Genomic DNA, 18,236 nt, shown 5'->3' on the forward strand with positions numbered 1-18,236 from the left:
CCGGGACCGGGGGGAGGGCCGCGCCAGGGTGTGCCGCTCCCAGGTGGAGTCCGGCCTGGTCGCCGAGGTGCCCGCGGGCGAGGCTTGGAGCGTCCCTGACCCACACCACCGGAAGCCGGACCATGAACCCCACACTGTTCGACGAGGACCTGTTGAAGACCATCGCCGCCGAGCCGCGGCGCCCGCTGCTGTTCGTCAACGCCACCGTGCACACGCTCGACCCGGTGATCGGCCACCTGACCGGGGCCGACCTGCTCCTGGGGACGAGGGAGATCGTCGGGGTCGGCACCGGGCTGCACACCGCGGCCGAGGACGACGGGGCCGTCGTCGTGGACTGCACCGGACTGACCATCGTGCCGGGCGTCGTGGAGAACGGCACCGTCGCCGGGCTGCGCCGCCGCCCCTCCGACCGGGTGGGCACCCTGGCCCCCGGAAACCCGGCGACCTTCGCCGTGATCTCCGGAGCCCTGGACCTGGAACACGTGATCTGGCGCCCGGAGCAGGCCGCCGCGATCGTCGTCGACGGCGAGATCGCGCTGGTCGACGGCCGCCGTCTGGCCCCGACCCCGATCGAGCCCGCGTCGGCGAGCCCGGCGGACAGCCCCTACCTGGGCCTGTGGATCGACGAGACGGGCTTCATCCACCAGGAGCTGGCCGCCGACGGCCGCTACGACGAGGCGCGCGGCGGCCGCCCCCACGCCTACCAGGGCTCGTTCTGGATCGAGGGCGACCGCATCGTCTACCGGGACGACCTGGGCTTCTGGGCCTACGGCAGCTTCCGCGACGACGTGCTCCACCACGCGGGCTACGTCTTCCACCGCCGCTGACGCCCCCCGAGGTCGCGGCCGACGGCGCGCCCCGTGCCGGCCTTCGTCCGGTTCAGGCGAGGGCGGAGGGCAGGGGGCGCGCGTGGACCACGTGCAGGGTGCTCACCGCACGGGTGAGCACCACGTAGAGGCGGTTGAGGCCGCGCTCCTCCGCGTCGACGATGTCCGCCGGCTCGGCCACCACCACCGCGTCGAACTCCAGCCCCTTGGCCAGGCTCGCCGGGACCGCGACCAGGCGGGCGGCGTCCAGCCCGGCCTCGCCCTCCCCCAGCAGCGGCGGCGTCGGCAGCCCCTCCCGCTCCAGGGCCTCCCGGAGGGCGGCGAGCTCACCGTCGGCGGCGATGAGCCCGACCGAGCCCTCCCCCTCCAGTGCGCCGCGGCACGCCCGGACCACGTCCGCCGCCAGGCCGTCGGCCGCGTGGGTGATCCGCAGGGCCCCGGGCGCGCGGCGCACGGCCACCGGCGCACCCAGTCCGGGGGCGATCTCCGGCAGCAGCCGTGCCGCGAAGTCGATGATCTGCGCCGGGACCCGGTAGCCCCGGTCCAGCACGCGCAGGTGTCCGGTCGGCTTGTCCAGGTGTTCCAGCAGCGTCGACCAGTTCGCGGCGGCCGCCGGGCTCGTGCCCTGCGCGATGTCGCCGAGGACGGTCAGCGACCCCGACGCGCAGCGCCGTCCGATGGCGCGCGCCTGCATCGGGCTCAGGTCCTGCGCCTCGTCCACCACCACGTGCCCGAGGCTCACGGGGCGCTCGATCATCGCGGCGGCCTCGTCGATCAGCACCAGGTCCTCCAGCGACCACCGGGCCGACTTCGGCCCGCGCGGGCGTCCCGGCAGCAGCAGGCCGGCCTGTTCCTCGGCGGTGAGCAGGCCCTCGGTCGCGCGGGCGAGGCGTTCGGGGTCGGTGAGCAGCCCCAGCACCATCTTGACCGGGTCGACCTTGGGCCACAGGGCGGTGACGGCCGCGCGCACCGCCGGGTCCCGGCGCACCTGCTGGTGGGTGCGGTCGTCACAGACCTCCCCGGCGCCCTCCATGAGCGACAGGACCGCGTGGGCGATCCGGTGAGAGAGCAGGTCGCGTCCGGAACCGTAGGCGACGCCGCGGCCGGCGAGCTCGTCCAGCAGCGGGCGCAGGTCCTCCGGGTACAGGCGCCAGCGGCGCGAGCCGCGGCGCACCATGACGGTCTCCCGCGGGGTGCGCAGGTGCGCCCACAGGTCGCGGCGCAGGACCTCGGCCATCAGCGCCCGCCCCTTGGTGCGCGCGGCGGCGGGCTCCTCCACCCGGCGCACCGGCAGGCCCACGTCCACCAGGTCCTCGACGGTGGTCTGGGCGACGTCGACCTCGCCCAGCGCCGGAAGGACGTCGCGGATGTAGGACAGGAACGACCGGTTGGGTCCGATGATCGCCACTCCGGACCGGGACAGCCGCTCGCGCTCGGTGTACAGCAGGAAGGCGATGCGGTGCAGGCCCACGGCGGTCTTGCCGGTCCCGGGCGCGCCCTGCACGCACAGGGTGGTCTCCAGCGGGGCGCGGACCAGGTCGTCCTGTTCGGGCTGGATGGTGGCGACGATGTCGCGCATCGGTCCGGTGCGCGGGCGCTCGATCTCCGTGGCGAGCAGGTCGCCCCCGGCGTCGGCCGCCGGCGCGGGACCGACCAGGTCCTCGTCCTCGAAGGCCGTCAGCAGGGCCCCGGGGCCGAAGCCGTACCTGCGGCGCACGCGCACGCCCATCCGGTCGCCGGGCGAGGCCCGGTAGTAGGCGACGCACACCGGCGCGCGCCAGTCGAGCACCATGGGCCGGCCCTCGGGGTCGTGCACGTGGCGACGACCGATGTGCACGCGGTCGGCGTCGCCCTCCTCGTGCAGGAAAACGGTGCCGGGGTCGAAGTCCAGGCGGCCGAAGAACAGGGGCGCGTCGGGCACGTCGGCCAGTGCGACGATCCGCCGCTCCCGGCCCTTGCGCAGCGCGGCGTTGGTGACCTTGTCGTTGACGACGTCGCCGAGCATCAGTTCGGTGCCCTCGACGCTCTCGCGCATGCGCCGCAGCGCGGCGCGGGCGGCGGCGAGGTGGTCGCGTTCGGCCTGGAGCTCGGGGCTCACGGGCATGGCGGAGGGATCGGTCGTGGTCATGGCGGGACCTCGGAGGGTTCGGCGGGACAGTGACGCGGCGGCGCGTGTGCGCGGGTCCCGCCCCGGTCGCCACGAGGGCCCGGTTCGTTCCGATCCATGAGCACCCCAAGGGGTGCGCCACCAAAAGAGCCACCAGCCTAGCCCAGACCCGCCCCGGAACCACAACCGAGACCGAGGGCGGAGCCGGGCGTGGGCACGAGCGGCGGCCCGGGGAAACTACGTCTTGCGCAGCCTCACGCGGCGCACCCGGTGGTCGTCCCCCTTGTACAGGACGAGCGTGGCCCGCCCCCGCGTGGGCCGGATGTTCTCGACCAGGTTGATCTCGTTGATCGTGCGCCACGTGTTCGCCGCGAACTCGAGCGCCTCCTCCTCGCTGATGGAGGTGGCCATGTGGTGGAAGTACGAGCGCGGGTCCGAGAAGGCCGTGCGCCGCAGCTCGCGGAACCGGTCCAGGTACCACCCGCGGATGTTCTCGACCCTGGCGTCGACGTAGATCGAGTAGTCGAAGAAGTCCGCCACGGCGAGCCGGCCCGCCGTGGCCGGCTGGAGGACGTTGATGCCCTCCACGATGAGGATGTCCGGGCGCAGCACCGTCTGCTTCTCGCCCGGCACCACGTCGTAGCTCAGGTGCGAGTAGACGGGGATGTCGATGCGTTCCGCCCCCGCCTTCATCTCCGACACGAAGCGCACCAGCGCGCGCCGGTCGTAGCTCTCCGGGAAACCCTTCCTGCGCATCAGCCCGCGCGACTGCAGCACCGAGTTCGGGTACAGGAAGTTGTCGGTGCTGACCAGTTCCACGTTCGGGTGGTTGGGCCACTGCGCCAGCAGCGACCGCAGCAGCCTGGCCGTGGTGGACTTGCCCACCGCGACGCTTCCGGCCACACCGATGATGAACGGCGACGGGCGGTCCGCCTCACCGAGGAACGCGCGCACGGCGGCGTGCCGCTGCTGCGTGGCGCCCACGTACAGGTTGAGCAGGCGCGACAGCGGCAGGTAGATGTCGCGCACGTCGTCCAGGGACGTGGGGTCGGTGGTACCCCGCAGGACGGCGAGGTCCTCTTCGGTCAGGGACAGGGGCGTGGAGGCCCGGAGGGCCGCCCAGGCCTCCCGATCCAGCTCCACGTACGGCGATGACAGGCCGTTCTTCGTCGTCTGGGACACGAGTGACCACCCTAGACGAGGCACTCGACCGCGCTTCGCACCCGGGCTCCCCCCAGCCCCCACCTGGGCGGACAACGTGGGTGAAACCACACGTTCACCCGCACGTCCCCGAAGGTTTTTTCAGCCGGGTGCGGACGTGGTGGAATACGTTCCACTCGGTCCCCCCATCGGGCCCCCACCTGCGTGGTCTACCACCGATACACCAAATGGTCTATACCGCTACCTGCGAAAACAACCAGTGGTATGGGCGGGTGGTTGGTCGAAACACCGCCCCTTTTCGCCTACGCTGGCGGCCATGTGCGGAATCGTTGGCTACGTCGGGCCGCAACCGGCGCTAGAGGTCGTCGTGAACGGCCTCGCAAGGTTGGAATACCGCGGATACGACTCCGCGGGTGTGGCGGTCATCGGTGACGGTGTCCTGCGCAGTGCGAAGCGGGCCGGCAAGCTCGCCAACCTGCGCGCCGCGCTGGAGGCCGCCCCCATCAGTGGTGACGGCGCGGGCATCGGGCACACGCGGTGGGCCACCCACGGCGCCCCGAACGATGTCAACGCCCACCCCCATGTCGACAACGACCACCGGGTCGCGGTGGTCCACAACGGCATCATCGAGAACTTCGCCTCCCTGCGCCTGGAGCTGGAGGACAAGGGCTGCAAGTTCCTCTCCGAGACCGACACCGAGGTCGTCTCCCACCTGCTCTCCACCGAGCTGGCCGCCCGCGGCGACGGTGACCTGGCGAGCGCCATGCGCAGCGTGTGCCGCCGCCTGGAGGGCGCCTTCACCCTCGTGGCCACCTCCGTGGACGACCCCGAACTGGTCGTCGCGGCTCGTCGCAACTCCCCGCTGGTCGTCGGCCGCGGTGAGGGCGAGAACTTCCTGGCCAGTGACGTCGCCGCGTTCATCGCGCACACCCGCGAGGCCGTCGAGCTGGGCCAGGACCAGGTCGTGGAGCTGCGCGCCGACTCCGTCGTGGTCACCGACTACGACGGCAACCCGGTGGACGTACGCGAGTACCACGTGGACTGGGACGCCTCCGCCGCCGAGAAGGGCGGCTACGAGTACTTCATGCTCAAGGAGATCGTCGAGCAGCCGCAGGCGGTCGCCGACACCCTCCTGGGCCGGGTCACGGTCGACGGCCATCTCACGCTCGACGAGATGCGCCTGTCCCCCGAGGAGCTGCGCTCGGTCGAGAAGATCGTCATCATCGCCTGCGGTACCTCGTACCACGCGGGCCTGATCGCCAAGTACGCGATCGAGCACTGGTGCCGCATCCCGTGCGAGGTGGAGGTCGCCAGCGAGTTCCGCTACCGCGACCCCATCCTCGACCAGCAGACCCTGGTCATCGCCATCTCCCAGTCCGGCGAGAGCATGGACACCCTGATGGCGGTCCGCTACGCCCGCGAGCAGCGCGCCCGCGTGCTGGCGATCTGCAACGTCAACGGATCCACGATCCCGCGCGAGTCCGACGGCGTGCTCTACACCCACGCCGGGCCCGAGGTCGGAGTGGCCGCCACCAAGACCTTCCTGACCCAGCTGGCCGCCTGCTACCTCATCGGCCTCTACCTGGCGCAGGTGCGCGGGCTGAAGTTCGGCGACGAGATCAACACGGTCATCGCCCAGCTGGCCACCATGCCCGAGCAGATCGAGAAGGTCCTGGACACGGTGGAGCCGGTCCGCGAGCTGGCCCGCTCCCTCGCCGACGCCGACACGGTGCTGTTCCTGGGCCGCCACGTCGGCTACCCGGTGGCCATGGAGGGCGCGCTCAAGCTCAAGGAGCTGGCCTACATGCACGCCGAGGCGTTCGCGGCCGGCGAGCTCAAGCACGGCCCGATCGCGCTGATCGAGGACGGTCTCCCGGTCGTGGTCGTGGTGCCCTCGCCCAAGGGGCGCAGCGTGCTGCACGACAAGATCGTGTCGAACATCCAGGAGGTGCGCGCCCGCGGCGCCCGCACCATCGTCATCGCCGAGGAGGGCGACGAGTCGGTGCGCCCGTACTCGGACGTGCTCATCGAGATCCCGGCCGTGCCGACCCTGCTGCAGCCGATCGTGTCGACGATCCCGATGCAGGTGTTCGCGTGCGAGCTCGCCCTCGCCAAGGGCAACGACGTCGACCAGCCGCGCAACCTCGCCAAGAGCGTCACGGTGGAGTAGCGGCACACCGAACGACGGGGTGTGTCCAGCAGGGGTTTCGGCCCCGGCCGGGCACACCCCGTTTTTCATGCCCGGAGACACCCGCACCCGCCCTTGGCTGCTCCTTCCGGGGCCCACCCGGCCGCCGGTCGGCACGCGGACACCGGTACCCCCCGTTGTCGCCCCCGCCCTGAGGGCGGTCCTCCACACACTCGGCTGGACCTCCCCGACGGCCGGGTCGGTCGGTGTCCAGGTGCACCTGTGGAACGGATCCGGGGCTCGCCTCGTGGAGGACCGGTCCACCCACCTGGAGGTCGACGGACCCCGGACTCTGGTGCCCACCTCGGCGGGAGTCGTCGTCACGGTGCCGGGCGGCGGCACTGATGGTGGCGTGGTGCGTGTCATCGGGCTCGCCTGACGCGGGTGGGCCCGCGTACTCCGTCCCGCTCGTGCGGGTGGCCGGGCTCGCCCGGGCCGCGCTCCGCCGGGACGCCTCAGCGGCGGCGGGGGGCGGGGACCATCGACCGGTGGGCGGCCAGCGCGGTGTCGACGTCGGGATGCGTGGGCAGGACCGCGTGCAGTGCCAGGACGTCCAGGATGCGCGTGAGCTGCGCGGGCGGCGCGGCCAGCGCCAGATGGTGGTGGGCGCGAACGGCGGCCCGCATGGCGCCCACGAGGGCGTTGACCCCGGAGGCGTCGATGAACTCCACCTCGGACAGGTCGACGACGACGCAGCCGTCGGAAGCCGCCGTCACCAGGGTGGCGAACACCTGGTCGGCGGTGGCGATGTCGATCTCACCGCGCAGCTCGACGACGGTCGTGCCATCGCACACGAACCGGCCCTGTCCCGTGTCCAGTACGGCCACGCCTCACTCCCGGGCTCGGATGGAAGGGTTGTCTGTCCTGATCGGCCGAAAGCCGATTTGTGTAGCCAGACTACTCGCTCCGGGCGACGTTCCGATGCCGTCCACAGCCCGGCGCGACCCCTCCCGCGAACCGCGGGCGGGCCACTCCCGGTGACCTCTAGCGCCTCGTCTCCTCGACGCCGCAGATCGCCCAGACGACCTTGCCGTGGCCCGGCACGGGGTTCCAGCCCCACTCGCGGCTGAACGCCGAGACGAGCCCCAGCCCGCGGCCGGACTCGGCGAAGTGGTGGGCGTCCACCCGCGTCGGCGCGCCCGGACTGGAGTCGGCGACGACGCACGCCACCGCGGAGCGGTCGCGCAGCAGCCGTACCTGGACCAGGACGCGGACGTCCGCCGGGTCGACGCCGGCGGGCACGGCGTGCCGGCAGGCGTTGCCCACCAGCTCGGACGTGACCAGGCGCAGGTCCTCGACGACTCCCGGCAGGTCCCACTCGGCCACGGTCTCGGCCACGAAGTCCCGGGCCGCGCGTACCGCGTCGGCCGTGGACGGGAAGGCCTGTGCGGCGCCCTCGGGTGTGCGGGCGCGCTCGCCCACCCGGAGCCGGCCCAGGGCGTTCTCCCACCATCCCCCGGTGGAGCCGTCGGCGACCTGCGCGAGACGGGCGGGGGGGCGGGATGCCTCGGAGTCCAGCTCCGACGGCACCAGCTCTGCGTTCATCACGGTCCTCACCATGTGACGTCGGGTCGTGCGATCCGCATGGATGTGCCGGTTGTGGCTTACATCGGTAAGACACAGATGCACGTGCAGTTCAACGTTCGGCCACACTATAGGACGATCAGCACTTATCGGTAGATGTGATTGCAAGAATTCACACCCGAACACCCGTGATGACACAGGGATCGCGCGTCACGGGCCCCCAGAACGAGTACTTCGACGACTTCGACGACCCCCTGTCCCGAACCGCACCCCGTCGGTATACTGAGCGGTCGCTCGCGCCAAAGCCGCTACAGGGAGGCGAAGTGGTCGCCGATCATGCAATGAACCTGCAGGTCAGTGAAGATTTTCTGGCCAATTCCAGTGGCGGTCCCACTGTCCTGCGCATTCTCCTCGGAACGCAGCTCAGGAGGCTGCGGAAGGAGAAGGGCATTTCCCGGCACGATGCCGGCTACGCCATCCGTGCCTCGCACGCCAAGATCAGCCGGATGGAACTCGGCCAGGTCAGCTTCAAGCGCCGGGACGTCGACGACCTGCTCAAGCTGTACGGGATCGACGACGCCGAGCAGCGCGAAGCGCTCCTGGGGCTCATCTCCAGCGCCAACGCCCAGGGGTGGTGGCACAAGTACGGCGACGTCCTGCCCCAGTGGTTCGGCGTCTACGTCGGCCTGGAGGAGGCCGCCTCGATCATCCGTACGTACGAGGTCCAGTTCGTGCCCGGCCTGCTCCAGACCCGCGAGTACGCGCGGTCCGTGGTGCGCCTGTCCCGGACCACGAGGTCCGACGACGACGTCGACAGTCGTGTGCAGATGCGCATGCGTCGCCAGGCGCGCTTCGTCGAGCCCGAGGTCCCGGCGGAGGCCCCGCGCCTGTGGGCCGTCATCGACGAGGCCGTCCTGCACCGGCCCTACGGCGGACCCGAGGTGATGCGGGAGCAGATCGAGTACCTGATCGAGGTCGCCCGCCGCCCCAACGTCACCGTCCAGATCGCCACGTTCGCCATGGGCGGCCACCCGGCCGCGGGCGGGCCGTTCAGCATCCTGCGCTTCCCCACGCCGCAACTGCCCGACGTGGTCTACATGGAACAGCTGAGCAGCGCCCTGTACTTCGACAAGTTCGACGACACCCACCGGTACGCGCAGACGATGGACCACCTGGCCACGCAGGCCCCACCGCCGACCGAGACCGAGGAGATCCTGCGCGGGTTCCTGGAGCGCTACTCCTAGGCCCTGTCGGCGCCGTCCCCCGTGCTCGCCACGGGTCTTCGGCCCGGGCGCCCCTCCGCCCGGCCTCCTCCCCCCTCACCGCCACCTCTCCCCCCGCCGCCCCTCCCTCCTCGGCCCGCACTCCCCCGCCCCCGCTCCCCCGGCGACCTCGTGAGCCCCACGACCCCACCCCTGGAGTCGTCACTCTCCGCGCCCGACAGGGAGCCCTGTGCGCCGACAGTGACCGGCTTCGGCCACGACGCCGCAACGATCCCCCTTCACTGAACCGTCACTCAACCGCGCGCGTTAGTCATGACATGCGGTTTCGCCCACCCATGACTCCGGGTTCATCCAGATGTACTTACCGCTGTAATCACGGATGCACGTGCATGAGTTAGTCTGTGGACCCGCACCGGGACATGCCGGGACGGAAAGGCCATCACGGCCGAATCCGTCCTCCCATCCCCCGGTGATCGGACACGTCTGGTGCGGCGGACTGAACCGTCGCGCGTGACCCCCGCTCACGCGTCCGCCCGGAGTTCAGGAGGTTGAGATGCAGCCGATCTACAACGGCGTCCCCGCCGGTCAACTGCCCAAGGTCGTCTGGACCAAGAGCAGCTGGAGCAATCCGGACGGGAACTGCGTTGAGGTCGCCACCCTTCCGGACGGCGACATCGCCGTACGCAACTCGCGAGACCCGCACGGCCCGGCCCTGGTCTACACGCCCGGTGAGATCGAGGCCTTCGTGCGCGGCGCCAAGACCGGAGAGTTCGACCAGCTCCTGGGCTGACGCCAGGCTCGACCCGGGCACCCTTCCCCACGACGAAGACCAGCCCAGGATCGCGCCCGCTCCGGGGGCCCGCACGGTCTCCCCCGGCCGCGCACGGCCCTTCCGTCCACGGAGCGGGCGCACGCGAGGAGCCCGGCACCCCACGTGGGGTGCCGGGCTCCTCGTCGGTTCGCCACCGGGCCGGCACGGGGCCGACCGCGGCCCGTCCGATCCCCGCTACAGGCGGGTGGGGTCCACCAGGCCGTCGGCGGAGCCGACCGGCGCGTTCTCCCACGGGAAGTGGGTCGCGCCGAACGCCGGCTTGAGGTCGAACAGCCAGGCCGCCTTCTCGTCGTACTTGGCGAAGAAGGGGCGGCCCACGAGCTCGGGATCGCGCGCCTGGATGAAGTGCAGGACGAAGACCTTCTCGCCCGCCACCTCGGTCACACCGTCCACGCACACCTTGCCCGGCGTCGCCGACATCGACGGTCCGCGCACCGTGCGGGCCAGGCCCGACACCCTCTGGTACGCGTCGCGGAAGATCTCGTAGGCCTCCGCGAGCGGCACCGCGAAGTAGTCCTGCGGGCCCGTGTCGCGCTCGACGAACATGTAGTACGGGACCATCCCGTGGCGCAGGTGCGTGCGCCACATGGACTCCCACACCGCCGGGTCGTCGTTGATCGTGCGGATCAGCGGCGCCTGGGTGCGGATGACCGCCCCGGTCGAGCGGATGCGGCGCACCGCCTCCTGGACCAGCTCCGGCTTCATCTCGTTCGGATGCGAGAAGTGCGCCATGAAGGCCAGGTTCTTGCCCGAGGCGACGACCTTCTCGAACAATCGCAGCGTGTCGTCGGCGTCCGGGTCGGTCACGAAGCGCTGCGGCCAGTAGGCCAGCGCCTTCGTCCCGATCCGGATGGCCTCCAGGTGCTCGATCTCCAGCAGCGGCTCGATGTAGCGGGAGATGACACCCTCGCCCATGATCATCGGGTCGCCACCGGTGAACAGGACACTGGTGACCTCGGGGTGCGAGCGGACGTACTCGACCAGCTGGTCGATGTCGCTGGAGGCGAACTTCAGGTCCGCGTCGCCGACGAACTGGGCCCAGCGGAAGCAGTACGTGCAGTACGCGTGGCAGGTCTGCCCCTGTTTGGGGAAGAAGAGCACGGTCTCCTTGTACTTGTGCTGGACGCCGGGAACCGGCTCCTCGTTGCCGACCTTCGGCACGTTGAGGTCCATCTGGCCCGCGGGGTGCGGGTTCAGGGTGGCGCGGATGTGGTTGGCGGCCTCGTTGAGCTCCTTGCGCGAGGCACCCGAGCGCAGCAGATCGGCGATCCTGGCCACGTCTCCCGACGGCAGCATGTCGGCCTGCGGGAAGACCAGCCGATAGATCGGATCGTCCGGAGCGGCATCCCAGTCGATCAGCTCGTCGACGACGTAGCTGTTGACCCGGAACGGAAGCACCTGGGCCACCGCCTGGACCGCGAGCCGCTCGTCGGCGTCGAGCCCGGCTCGCGCCGTGAGCTCGTCGAGGTGCTTCGTCGTGTAGGCACGAAACCGACGTCCGGCGGACGGGGACAGTGCCGCGTCTGGCGTAACGCTCACGCCTCTCCTCTCCTGCATGTGGGGTGGGCCACCCGATAGCGGGCAGGCCTCATCCGGCGGTCCCGGCGCACGGGGACGCCGACGGACCACCGAAAACTGTCATTGGTGTTGTCGTTCGTGTTCGGAGCGTTTCGCAAGACCGAACCAGCGAGCGGGTATACCCCGACAAGGGGTGTTGTACCCAGTCTGCCCAAAATCCAGCTCTGACCTGGACATTCAGGAAGTATCCTCGCATGAACCAACGAACCTGCCGGACAACGGCACCTCACGGGCGACCCGATAGCGTGTGGTCACACCACCGGCCGAGCCCCTGACGGGGCATGCTTCGCGGCGCCGCCGGACACCGTAGGACCTGCGCCGACGGGAGCACCACGCCCCGCGCGCGCCCATCGACCACCCGTGAAGGGCACACCTGTTGAGTGGCACATCCGACGCGGAGACGTCCGAGGTCCCGCCCACGTCCCCGCCGATCATCGCCGTGGACGCGATGGGCGGGGACCACGCGCCCGGGGAGGCCGTGCGGGGCGCGGTGATCGCCGCGCGCGAGCACGGGCTGCGGGTCGTGCTCGTGGGACGGCGCACCGAGATCCACGCCCAACTGTCCGAGCTGGGCGCCCTGCGCGACATCCCGGTCGTGCACGCCGAGGACAACCTCGCGATGCACGAGGGTGCGCTGGCCAGCTGGCGGCGCCCCCGGTCGAGCGCGGCCGTCTCCTGCCGGCTCATCCGGCGCGGTGACGCCGACGCCCTGGTCTCGGCCGGGTCCACCGGCGGCCTCGTGGCGACGTCCACGGTGCGGCTGCGCACCCAGCCCGGCGTGCTGCGGCCGGCGCTGGCGGTGACGCTCCCCACCGGTGAGACGCCGACGATCATGGTCGACGCCGGGGCCAACGCCGACGCCAAGCCGGAGATGCTCGTGCAGTTCGCCCACCTGGGCTGCGCCTACGCGCAGACGGCGTTCGGCGTGCGCAGGCCCCGGGTGGGATTGCTCACGATCGGGTCGGAGCCGGGGAAGGGCAACCGCCTGGTGCGCCGGGCCACCGAACTGCTCGCCGCCACCGCGGAGGGCGCCCACAGCATCGACTTCCGGGGCAACATCGAAGGACACGACCTGCTCGCCGGGAAGGTGGACGTGGTGGTGACCGACGGCCACACCGGCAACGTGGCGCTCAAGTCGGTGGAGGGGACGGCGGCCTTCGCGATGGAGGCCGTGCGCCAGGCACTGACCTCCACCCCGCTGGCCAAGGCGGGCGCGTTCCTCCAGCGCGGCGCGCTCAAGGAGCTGCGCGAGCGGCTGGACAGCGAGACCTATGGGGGCGCGGCCCTGCTGGGGCTCAACGGGACCGTGGTCATCGCGCACGGCGACAGCCGTGCCAAGGGCATCGCCCGCGCCTGCCGGCTCGCGCACGAGCTGGCGGGCGGGCGGATCGGCGACCAGATCCGGCGGCGGGTGCACACCCGGCCGCCGAACTGGCTGCACCGGCTGGCGCAGTCCGAGGAGCGCCGCTCCTCCGAGTGAGCGGTACCCCGGACCGGGCCGGACACGTCGATGACAGGACGGACTACGTCGGAGCGGTCATGGCGCCTCCCCGTGCCTTCGGGTGAGCAGACGCCACATCTGGCGGTGGTCGGCGGCCTTGAGAAGTTCGTGCGGGTCTCCGGGCCCGGCCCAGCCGATCGGGCGGTGGGCGACGATCAGCGTGCGGCCGTCGTCGGTGTCCTCGGTGGTGAGGATCCACCGGCCCGCGATCAACGAGTCCAGGGCCCGGTCGAGCGCGCTCACCGGACGGCCGTCCCGCGTTCCAGGGGAGAGGACCACACGAGGGGCACGGGGTGGGGGTCAGGGCGGCTCCCCCGCGCCACACGCGTCACAGAGCTCCTGGTGGCTCCCCAGACGGGTTCTCCCTCCAGGGTCGGGCCCAGGTAACGCACCCGGGTGCCGTGCGACCGGGCCCACGCCGACAGCGCGCGCAGGCTCGACAGCTCACGGATGTCGCAGACCGTGCGGGGCTTCATCGACGGCCTCCGGCCACCGCACTCAGCGACGGTCGCTGCCCCGGCGCGGGCTGATAGCAGAGCGGGAGGTCGTGCAGGGCACGGTCGAGCCGTTCGACGGCCTCGGCCAGGTCGCCGGTGCTCCGGGCGTGGTCGATCGCCGCGCGCACGGCCACCGTCCGCCGACGCTCCAGCCTCGCGCGCAGCTCGGCACCGTTTCCGGTCAGGGCGGGGGGAAGGGCCAGGGCGTCCGAGAGCGCGTCGAGGAGCATCTCCGTGCGGATGTCGATCATGCCCACGCCCCCATCCGGAGCAGGGTGGACACGAGCGCGCCGAGCAGGTCGGCCGGAGGCCGGGGCCGGGGGATCGGCGGAGGCGCGTAGGCGCGCACCCGGGAGGCTCGACAGGTTCGGCCGGTGCGTATGAGACGCGCGTGGTCATGGTTCAGGTAGCGCACAGGGCGCCTCCTCAGCATGGATGCCGGATGGGAGGTCCGGCGAGAGCTTCTGGTCACACCATGGTGGCTCACGTCTAATGAAATCGCAAGATTCGTTTTGAAGAGCATGTAACAATTTTGAGCGTCAGTGCTCGACGAAGGCGAAGGATGCTCTGAATGTCCCAGAAATCGGCACGGAGCGTAGGCTCACGAGGTCAGCAGAGCCCACGAAGGAGCGACGAGTTGGCCGCCAGCCCGACCCTTCGACGCCGCAGATTGGCTCGACAACTGCTGCGCCTCCGCGAAGAGGCGCAGATGACCGCCAAGCAGGCCGCCGCCGCGGCCAAGAAGCGGGCACCGGACAAGAGCTGGTTCGAGGCCAAGGTGACCCGGATCGAAACCCGCAAGATCCTGCGCGTGCGCGACACAGATCTCCAGGTGCTCCTGGACGTCTATGGCGTTGACGATCCGGAAGAACGAGAGGCCTACCGGAAGCTGGCCCGTGAGGCGAGCAAAAGCGGTTGGTGGTTCGGGTATCGCGACATCCTCGGTGCCGGTACCTACATCGACCTGGAGACCGAGGCATCGAGCATCCGCTCCTACCACGTCCAGAATCTGCCTGGCCTCCTCCAGACCGAGGGCTACGCCCGCATGATGATCCGCGCCGGCGGTGTCACCGCCGACGAGGAAGAGGTGGACCGTCGTGTCGAGGTACGGATGGTGCGTCAGCACATCCTCCACCGGACGGACGCCCCGCGTCTGTGGGCCATCATCGACGAGACCGCGTTCAGGAAACTCCCTCGCGAAATCGCCGCCGAACAAATCCGCCATCTGATCGACGTCCAGCGCCCATCGCTGCGGATCCAAGTGCTTCCGGACGAAGTCGGGCCGCACGCCGGGATGGACGGATCCTTCGTCGTCCTCGACTTTCCTGAGGATCCATCTGCGGTCTACGCCGAACAGACCGGCGGATCCGGGTTGCTGATCGAAGATCCTGCGCAGATTACGCTTTATGAGACGGTGCTCGACCACGTTCAGGCGGCCGCGCTCAGCGTGGAGGAATCCCGTGCGTGGATGGAGCGCCGGCTCAGCCAGCTCGACTAGAGGACACCGACGATGTTCACCAGCACATCCCGCACCGACCTGACCTTCCGTAAGTCCAGCTACAGCTCAGCGCGCGGCCAGGAGTGCGTCGAGGTTGCCGACTTCCCCGGTGGGGCGGCCGTTCGCGACACGCAGCACAGGGAGCTGGGACATCTCGCCTTCCCGTCAGCCGAGTGGGCAGCGCTCCTGTCCAGCACGCAGGTCCGCAACGCCTAGCCTCAACGACCGAGGCCCTCGATCCATGGACCGAGGGCCTCGCCGTGCTTACCAGAAGCATCCCGCGAATACTCTACTGGCCGTCCTCCCGACCGACCAGACTCCCTGTGTGGACGACCCGCTTGCGCTCACCGCCTCCTAGCGCTCCAGGCTCACCGGGACGCGACGCCGATCAGGGTTCCCACGTACCCCGCCTCCGATGCGCCTCAGAGCGTCCTCCCGAGAGGGCCGAAGGGCTTGGGCGGCGTAGCGATCCCAATAAGTGGGGATGACGGTGACGGACTCCATGTACGGCCGCTACGAAGTGCGGTCAGGATCCGTCACACGATGTCCACGCCCCACGCGGGGTGGCAGAGGAACAGCGAAAGGCGTCGGCCCCCGCACAGGTGTCTGACAGTGAGGAGTCAACCGTGCTGGATGCAGAGAAGCTGATGTTCCGCAAATCCAGTTACAGCTCAGGGCGTGGGCAGGACTGCATCGAGGTGGCGGACTTTCCCGGAGGCTCGGCGGTTCGGGACTCCCAGAACCTCGCCCAGCGGCACCTGGAAGTCCCGTCACGCGAGTGGTCCGCCCTCCTCGCGAGCGTGCGCGCCGATCGGTAGCCCGCCCCGTGCTCGGCTATTGCACGTGTGGCGGCAGCGGGTTCTCCGGTGAGTCCAGCCACACCCGCTGCCCGTCCGCGTCGACCGTCATCCCGAACCGATCGACGTCCGGGCGCCCCTGCCCATCCCACCAGTGCCACGCCGCTTCGACCTCGTCCCACAACCGACGCGGCCCCGACTGATACACCTCGGCCGACGCCCCACCGGCCCACCGCACAACGGCCCACGACCGATCCCCGAGCCCGTAGAACCAGGCCACGCCACGCCCATCCTCCGTGTCGACGGTGTGGGCGCAGTCGGGCACCAGCAACCCGAGCACGAAATCCACCCCGCCGAACGCGACGCCGGCCAGATCGTCCGCCGTGAGCGTCGTGGTCGAGGCGATGTCCCCTGGCCAGTCGGTCACGTACGCGTCGTGGCGCGGCCACGCCAGGCGCTGGGACCGGGCCTTCATGAACTGCACGGGCCGGAGAAACGGCCCCGACGCGGAGCCCCCGTCCTCAGCGACCGTCAGGCGTACGGACGCGTCCTGCGGGCTGTAGTCGGTGCCCCAGGGCGTCAGGATCAATCCGCGCGGCCGCGTCTGTTCGACCCACGCGTACGGGATCCGGCGGAGCCCGCACGTGACCACGACCCGGTCGTAGAGCGCTCGCGGCGGGTACCCGAGTAGCCCGTCTCCGGTGACCACCGTGGGGTGGAGTCCGACGGCGTCGAGTCGGTGCCGGGCCTGCTCGGTGAGAAGCGGGTCCACCTCGATCGTGGTGACCGCCTCATCCCCGAGTCTGTACGCGAGCAGTGCCGACGACCAACCAGTGCCGGTGCCGACCTCCAGCACGCTCATGCCCGGGCGTACCGCCAGGTCACCGAGCATCGAGAACACGACCGAGGGCATGGACGACGAGGACGTCGACACGGTGCCGGGGGCATCGTCGACCCGCGCGGCCTCGTCATCCCACTGGGTGGTGAGGGGCACGTTGGAGTCCGCCCGCCGGTACCAGTCCTCGGGGTCCGTCACCCGGTCCGCGACCGTGAACCGCCCGGTGTCGGGGTCGAACGGCCACACCCTGCCCGGGAGGAACGCGGCCCGGTCCACCGCGTCGAACGCACCCGACCACTCGGGGGACATCACTCCCGTGTCGAGAAGGAGCGCCCGGAGCCGACCGCGCCCCGGGCGCACGTGCACGGTGGTCACTTACCGTGCCGCCCGGGTGGGGGGCCACTGTCGGGGTTGGGAGGAAGCGGGGGTTCCGGGGGCTTGATCGGCTGCGGAGGACCTTCGTGCTTGGCCATGGCATCATCCCTGGCTCGGTGACGGGTCCCCTCGACGGTATCCCGCATGTCACTCTGCGTCATGGAAATGGCACGATCCGGCCACTGCACGTGGGGAGGTGTTCTCTGACGAGTCCAACCGGGCCCCACCTCGCACAGGGATCGGGTGACACCGATGCACGGGACTCGCGCAGAAGGCTTCGGGCAGACCTCGTCAGGCGGCGGTGTTGTCGCCGGAGCGCATCCAGACCGTGCGCTGGGGGAACGGGATCTCGATGCCCGAGGAGTCGAGTGCGGCCTTGACCCGGCGGCGCAGCTCACGGGTCACACCCCACTGCTCCAGGGGCAGGGTCTTGACCGCGAGGCGCACCACGACGCCGTCCGCGTCCAGGGACTGCACGCCCCAGACGGACGGGTCCTCCAGGAGCAGGCCCTGGAACTCCGGGTCGGCGCGCAGCTCCAGACCCACCCGCTCCAAGACGTCGTAGACCTTCTCCAGGTCGGACTCGTAGGCCACGGAGACGTCGAGTACTGCGCGGGCCCAGTCCTGGCTGTCGTTGCGCACCCGCTGGATCTCGCCGTTGCGGATGTGCCACAGGCCGCCGTTGACGTCACGGACCTGGGTGAGCCGCAGGCCGACGTTCTCGACCTCGCCGACCGCCTCGCCCAGGTCGACGACGTCACCGACGCCGTACTGGTCCTCGGCCATGATGAGCAGGCCCGACAGGTAGTCGGCGACGAGGCTCTGGGCACCGAAGCCGATCGCCAGGCCGACCACGCCCGCGCTGGCCAGCAGCGGGCCGAGGGCGATGCCGATCTCGCCGAGGACCATCGCCATCGCCGTCACCACGATGACGATGGTGGCGAAGCTGCTGAGCACCGAGCCGAGGGTGCGGGCGCGCTGCTGGCGCCGCTCGTCGGCGCGGGACGGATCACGCCGCAGGACCGCGGGGCCCTTGGCGAACCGGCTCTGCCCGTTCCTTCGCTCGGACGAGTGCAGGACGCGGTCCACGAGGCGGGAGATCGCCCGGCTGGCCACGGCCCGGACGATCAGCGCCACGACGACGATCAGGAGGATCCGCAGGGGGACACCGATCAGCAGGTCGAGGTTGCCCTGGAGCCACACGGGCAGGGCGGCGACCTGGCCAACGGCGTCGCTGTTCACGAGGTCGAGCTCGGCGGGTGCCATGGAAGATGCTCCACTTGATTCGAG

Annotated in this window: 18 protein-coding genes; 9 read left to right on the forward strand and 9 right to left on the reverse strand. The window is 70.7% G+C overall.

Annotated features, from left to right (window positions below; all coding sequences use genetic code 11):
- The first annotated feature begins 122 nt into the window (after positions 1–122).
- On the forward strand, positions 123–827 hold the full coding sequence (locus tag DFP74_RS06860; protein ID WP_121180925.1) for an Atu4866 domain-containing protein: 705 nt from the start codon (positions 123–125) through the stop codon (positions 825–827).
- 52 nt (positions 828–879) lie between these two features.
- Here DFP74_RS06860 and DFP74_RS06865 read toward each other — a convergent pair whose 3' ends face one another.
- A complete protein-coding gene (locus DFP74_RS06865; RefSeq protein WP_121180926.1) occupies positions 880–2,955 on the reverse strand; it encodes an AAA family ATPase in 2,076 nt (691 codons plus the stop codon).
- A 216-nt stretch (positions 2,956–3,171) separates the two neighbouring features.
- On the reverse strand, positions 3,172–4,077 hold the full coding sequence (gene coaA / locus DFP74_RS06870) for a type I pantothenate kinase (RefSeq protein ID WP_233571308.1): 906 nt from the start codon (positions 4,075–4,077) through the stop codon (positions 3,172–3,174).
- Positions 4,078–4,411: 334 nt separating this feature from the next.
- On the opposite strand from coaA, the gene glmS reads away from it, so the two are divergent.
- Both glmS and DFP74_RS33255 read left to right on the forward strand, forming a co-directional pair.
- Entirely contained in the window at positions 4,412–6,265 is a 1,854-nt protein-coding gene (gene glmS, locus DFP74_RS06875) for a glutamine--fructose-6-phosphate transaminase (isomerizing) (protein ID WP_121180928.1), read from the forward strand.
- A 67-nt stretch (positions 6,266–6,332) separates the two neighbouring features.
- Positions 6,333–6,662 (forward strand): hypothetical protein, encoded by a 330-nt coding sequence (locus tag DFP74_RS33255; RefSeq protein WP_147453828.1) that lies wholly within the window; start codon positions 6,333–6,335, stop codon positions 6,660–6,662.
- 76 nt (positions 6,663–6,738) lie between these two features.
- On the opposite strand, the gene DFP74_RS06880 is transcribed toward DFP74_RS33255, so the two are convergent.
- Both DFP74_RS06880 and DFP74_RS06885 read right to left on the reverse strand, forming a co-directional pair.
- Positions 6,739–7,110, reverse strand: coding sequence for an STAS domain-containing protein (locus DFP74_RS06880; protein ID WP_121180929.1), 372 nt, complete (start codon positions 7,108–7,110; stop codon positions 6,739–6,741).
- A gap of 157 nt (positions 7,111–7,267) precedes the next feature.
- The gene (locus DFP74_RS06885) at positions 7,268–7,828 is read right to left on the reverse strand and encodes an ATP-binding protein (RefSeq protein ID WP_121180930.1); all 561 of its coding nucleotides are present in this window, start codon (positions 7,826–7,828) and stop codon (positions 7,268–7,270) included.
- A 320-nt stretch (positions 7,829–8,148) separates the two neighbouring features.
- Here DFP74_RS06885 and DFP74_RS06890 point away from each other — a divergent pair, with 320 nt between their 5' ends.
- Positions 8,149–9,051: a helix-turn-helix transcriptional regulator gene (locus DFP74_RS06890; RefSeq protein WP_121180931.1), complete on the forward strand. Its 903-nt coding sequence runs from the start codon at positions 8,149–8,151 to the stop codon at positions 9,049–9,051.
- 532 nt (positions 9,052–9,583) lie between these two features.
- Positions 9,584–9,820 (forward strand): DUF397 domain-containing protein, encoded by a 237-nt coding sequence (locus DFP74_RS06900; RefSeq protein WP_053616607.1) that lies wholly within the window; start codon positions 9,584–9,586, stop codon positions 9,818–9,820.
- Positions 9,821–10,036: 216 nt separating this feature from the next.
- Here the strand turns inward: DFP74_RS06900 and DFP74_RS06905 are convergent, their stop codons facing one another.
- A complete protein-coding gene (locus DFP74_RS06905) occupies positions 10,037–11,401 on the reverse strand; it encodes a KamA family radical SAM protein (protein ID WP_233570845.1) in 1,365 nt (454 codons plus the stop codon).
- A gap of 415 nt (positions 11,402–11,816) precedes the next feature.
- Between DFP74_RS06905 and plsX the strand changes: the two genes are divergently transcribed.
- On the forward strand, positions 11,817–12,920 hold the full coding sequence (gene plsX, locus DFP74_RS06910) for a phosphate acyltransferase PlsX (protein ID WP_121180933.1): 1,104 nt from the start codon (positions 11,817–11,819) through the stop codon (positions 12,918–12,920).
- A gap of 57 nt (positions 12,921–12,977) precedes the next feature.
- Here the strand turns inward: plsX and DFP74_RS06915 are convergent, their stop codons facing one another.
- A complete protein-coding gene (locus tag DFP74_RS06915) occupies positions 12,978–13,184 on the reverse strand; it encodes a hypothetical protein (RefSeq protein WP_121180934.1) in 207 nt (68 codons plus the stop codon).
- Between the two features lie 229 nt (positions 13,185–13,413).
- Positions 13,414–13,689, reverse strand: coding sequence for a hypothetical protein (locus tag DFP74_RS06925; RefSeq protein ID WP_199725524.1), 276 nt, complete (start codon positions 13,687–13,689; stop codon positions 13,414–13,416).
- 419 nt (positions 13,690–14,108) lie between these two features.
- Between DFP74_RS06925 and DFP74_RS06930 the strand changes: the two genes are divergently transcribed.
- The 3 genes from DFP74_RS06930 (at position 14,109) to DFP74_RS06940 (ending at position 15,754) form a co-directional block, all read left to right on the forward strand.
- Positions 14,109–14,936, forward strand: coding sequence for a DUF5753 domain-containing protein (locus tag DFP74_RS06930; protein WP_370013491.1), 828 nt, complete (start codon positions 14,109–14,111; stop codon positions 14,934–14,936).
- Between the two features lie 12 nt (positions 14,937–14,948).
- The gene (locus tag DFP74_RS06935; RefSeq protein ID WP_121180937.1) at positions 14,949–15,152 is read left to right on the forward strand and encodes a DUF397 domain-containing protein; all 204 of its coding nucleotides are present in this window, start codon (positions 14,949–14,951) and stop codon (positions 15,150–15,152) included.
- A gap of 410 nt (positions 15,153–15,562) precedes the next feature.
- Positions 15,563–15,754: a DUF397 domain-containing protein gene (locus DFP74_RS06940; protein WP_370013354.1), complete on the forward strand. Its 192-nt coding sequence runs from the start codon at positions 15,563–15,565 to the stop codon at positions 15,752–15,754.
- Between the two features lie 16 nt (positions 15,755–15,770).
- On the opposite strand, the gene DFP74_RS06945 is transcribed toward DFP74_RS06940, so the two are convergent.
- Positions 15,771–16,880 carry a protein-L-isoaspartate O-methyltransferase gene (locus DFP74_RS06945; RefSeq protein WP_121188090.1) on the reverse strand — a complete coding sequence of 370 codons (1,110 nt, stop codon included), beginning with the start codon at positions 16,878–16,880 and terminating at the stop codon, positions 15,771–15,773.
- Positions 16,881–17,237: 357 nt separating this feature from the next.
- Positions 17,238–18,212, reverse strand: coding sequence for a mechanosensitive ion channel family protein (locus tag DFP74_RS06950; protein WP_121180938.1), 975 nt, complete (start codon positions 18,210–18,212; stop codon positions 17,238–17,240).
- Positions 18,213–18,236: the final 24 nt, after the last annotated feature.

Source organism: Nocardiopsis sp. Huas11 (genome assembly GCF_003634495.1).
Classification (GTDB): domain Bacteria; phylum Actinomycetota; class Actinomycetes; order Streptosporangiales; family Streptosporangiaceae; genus Nocardiopsis.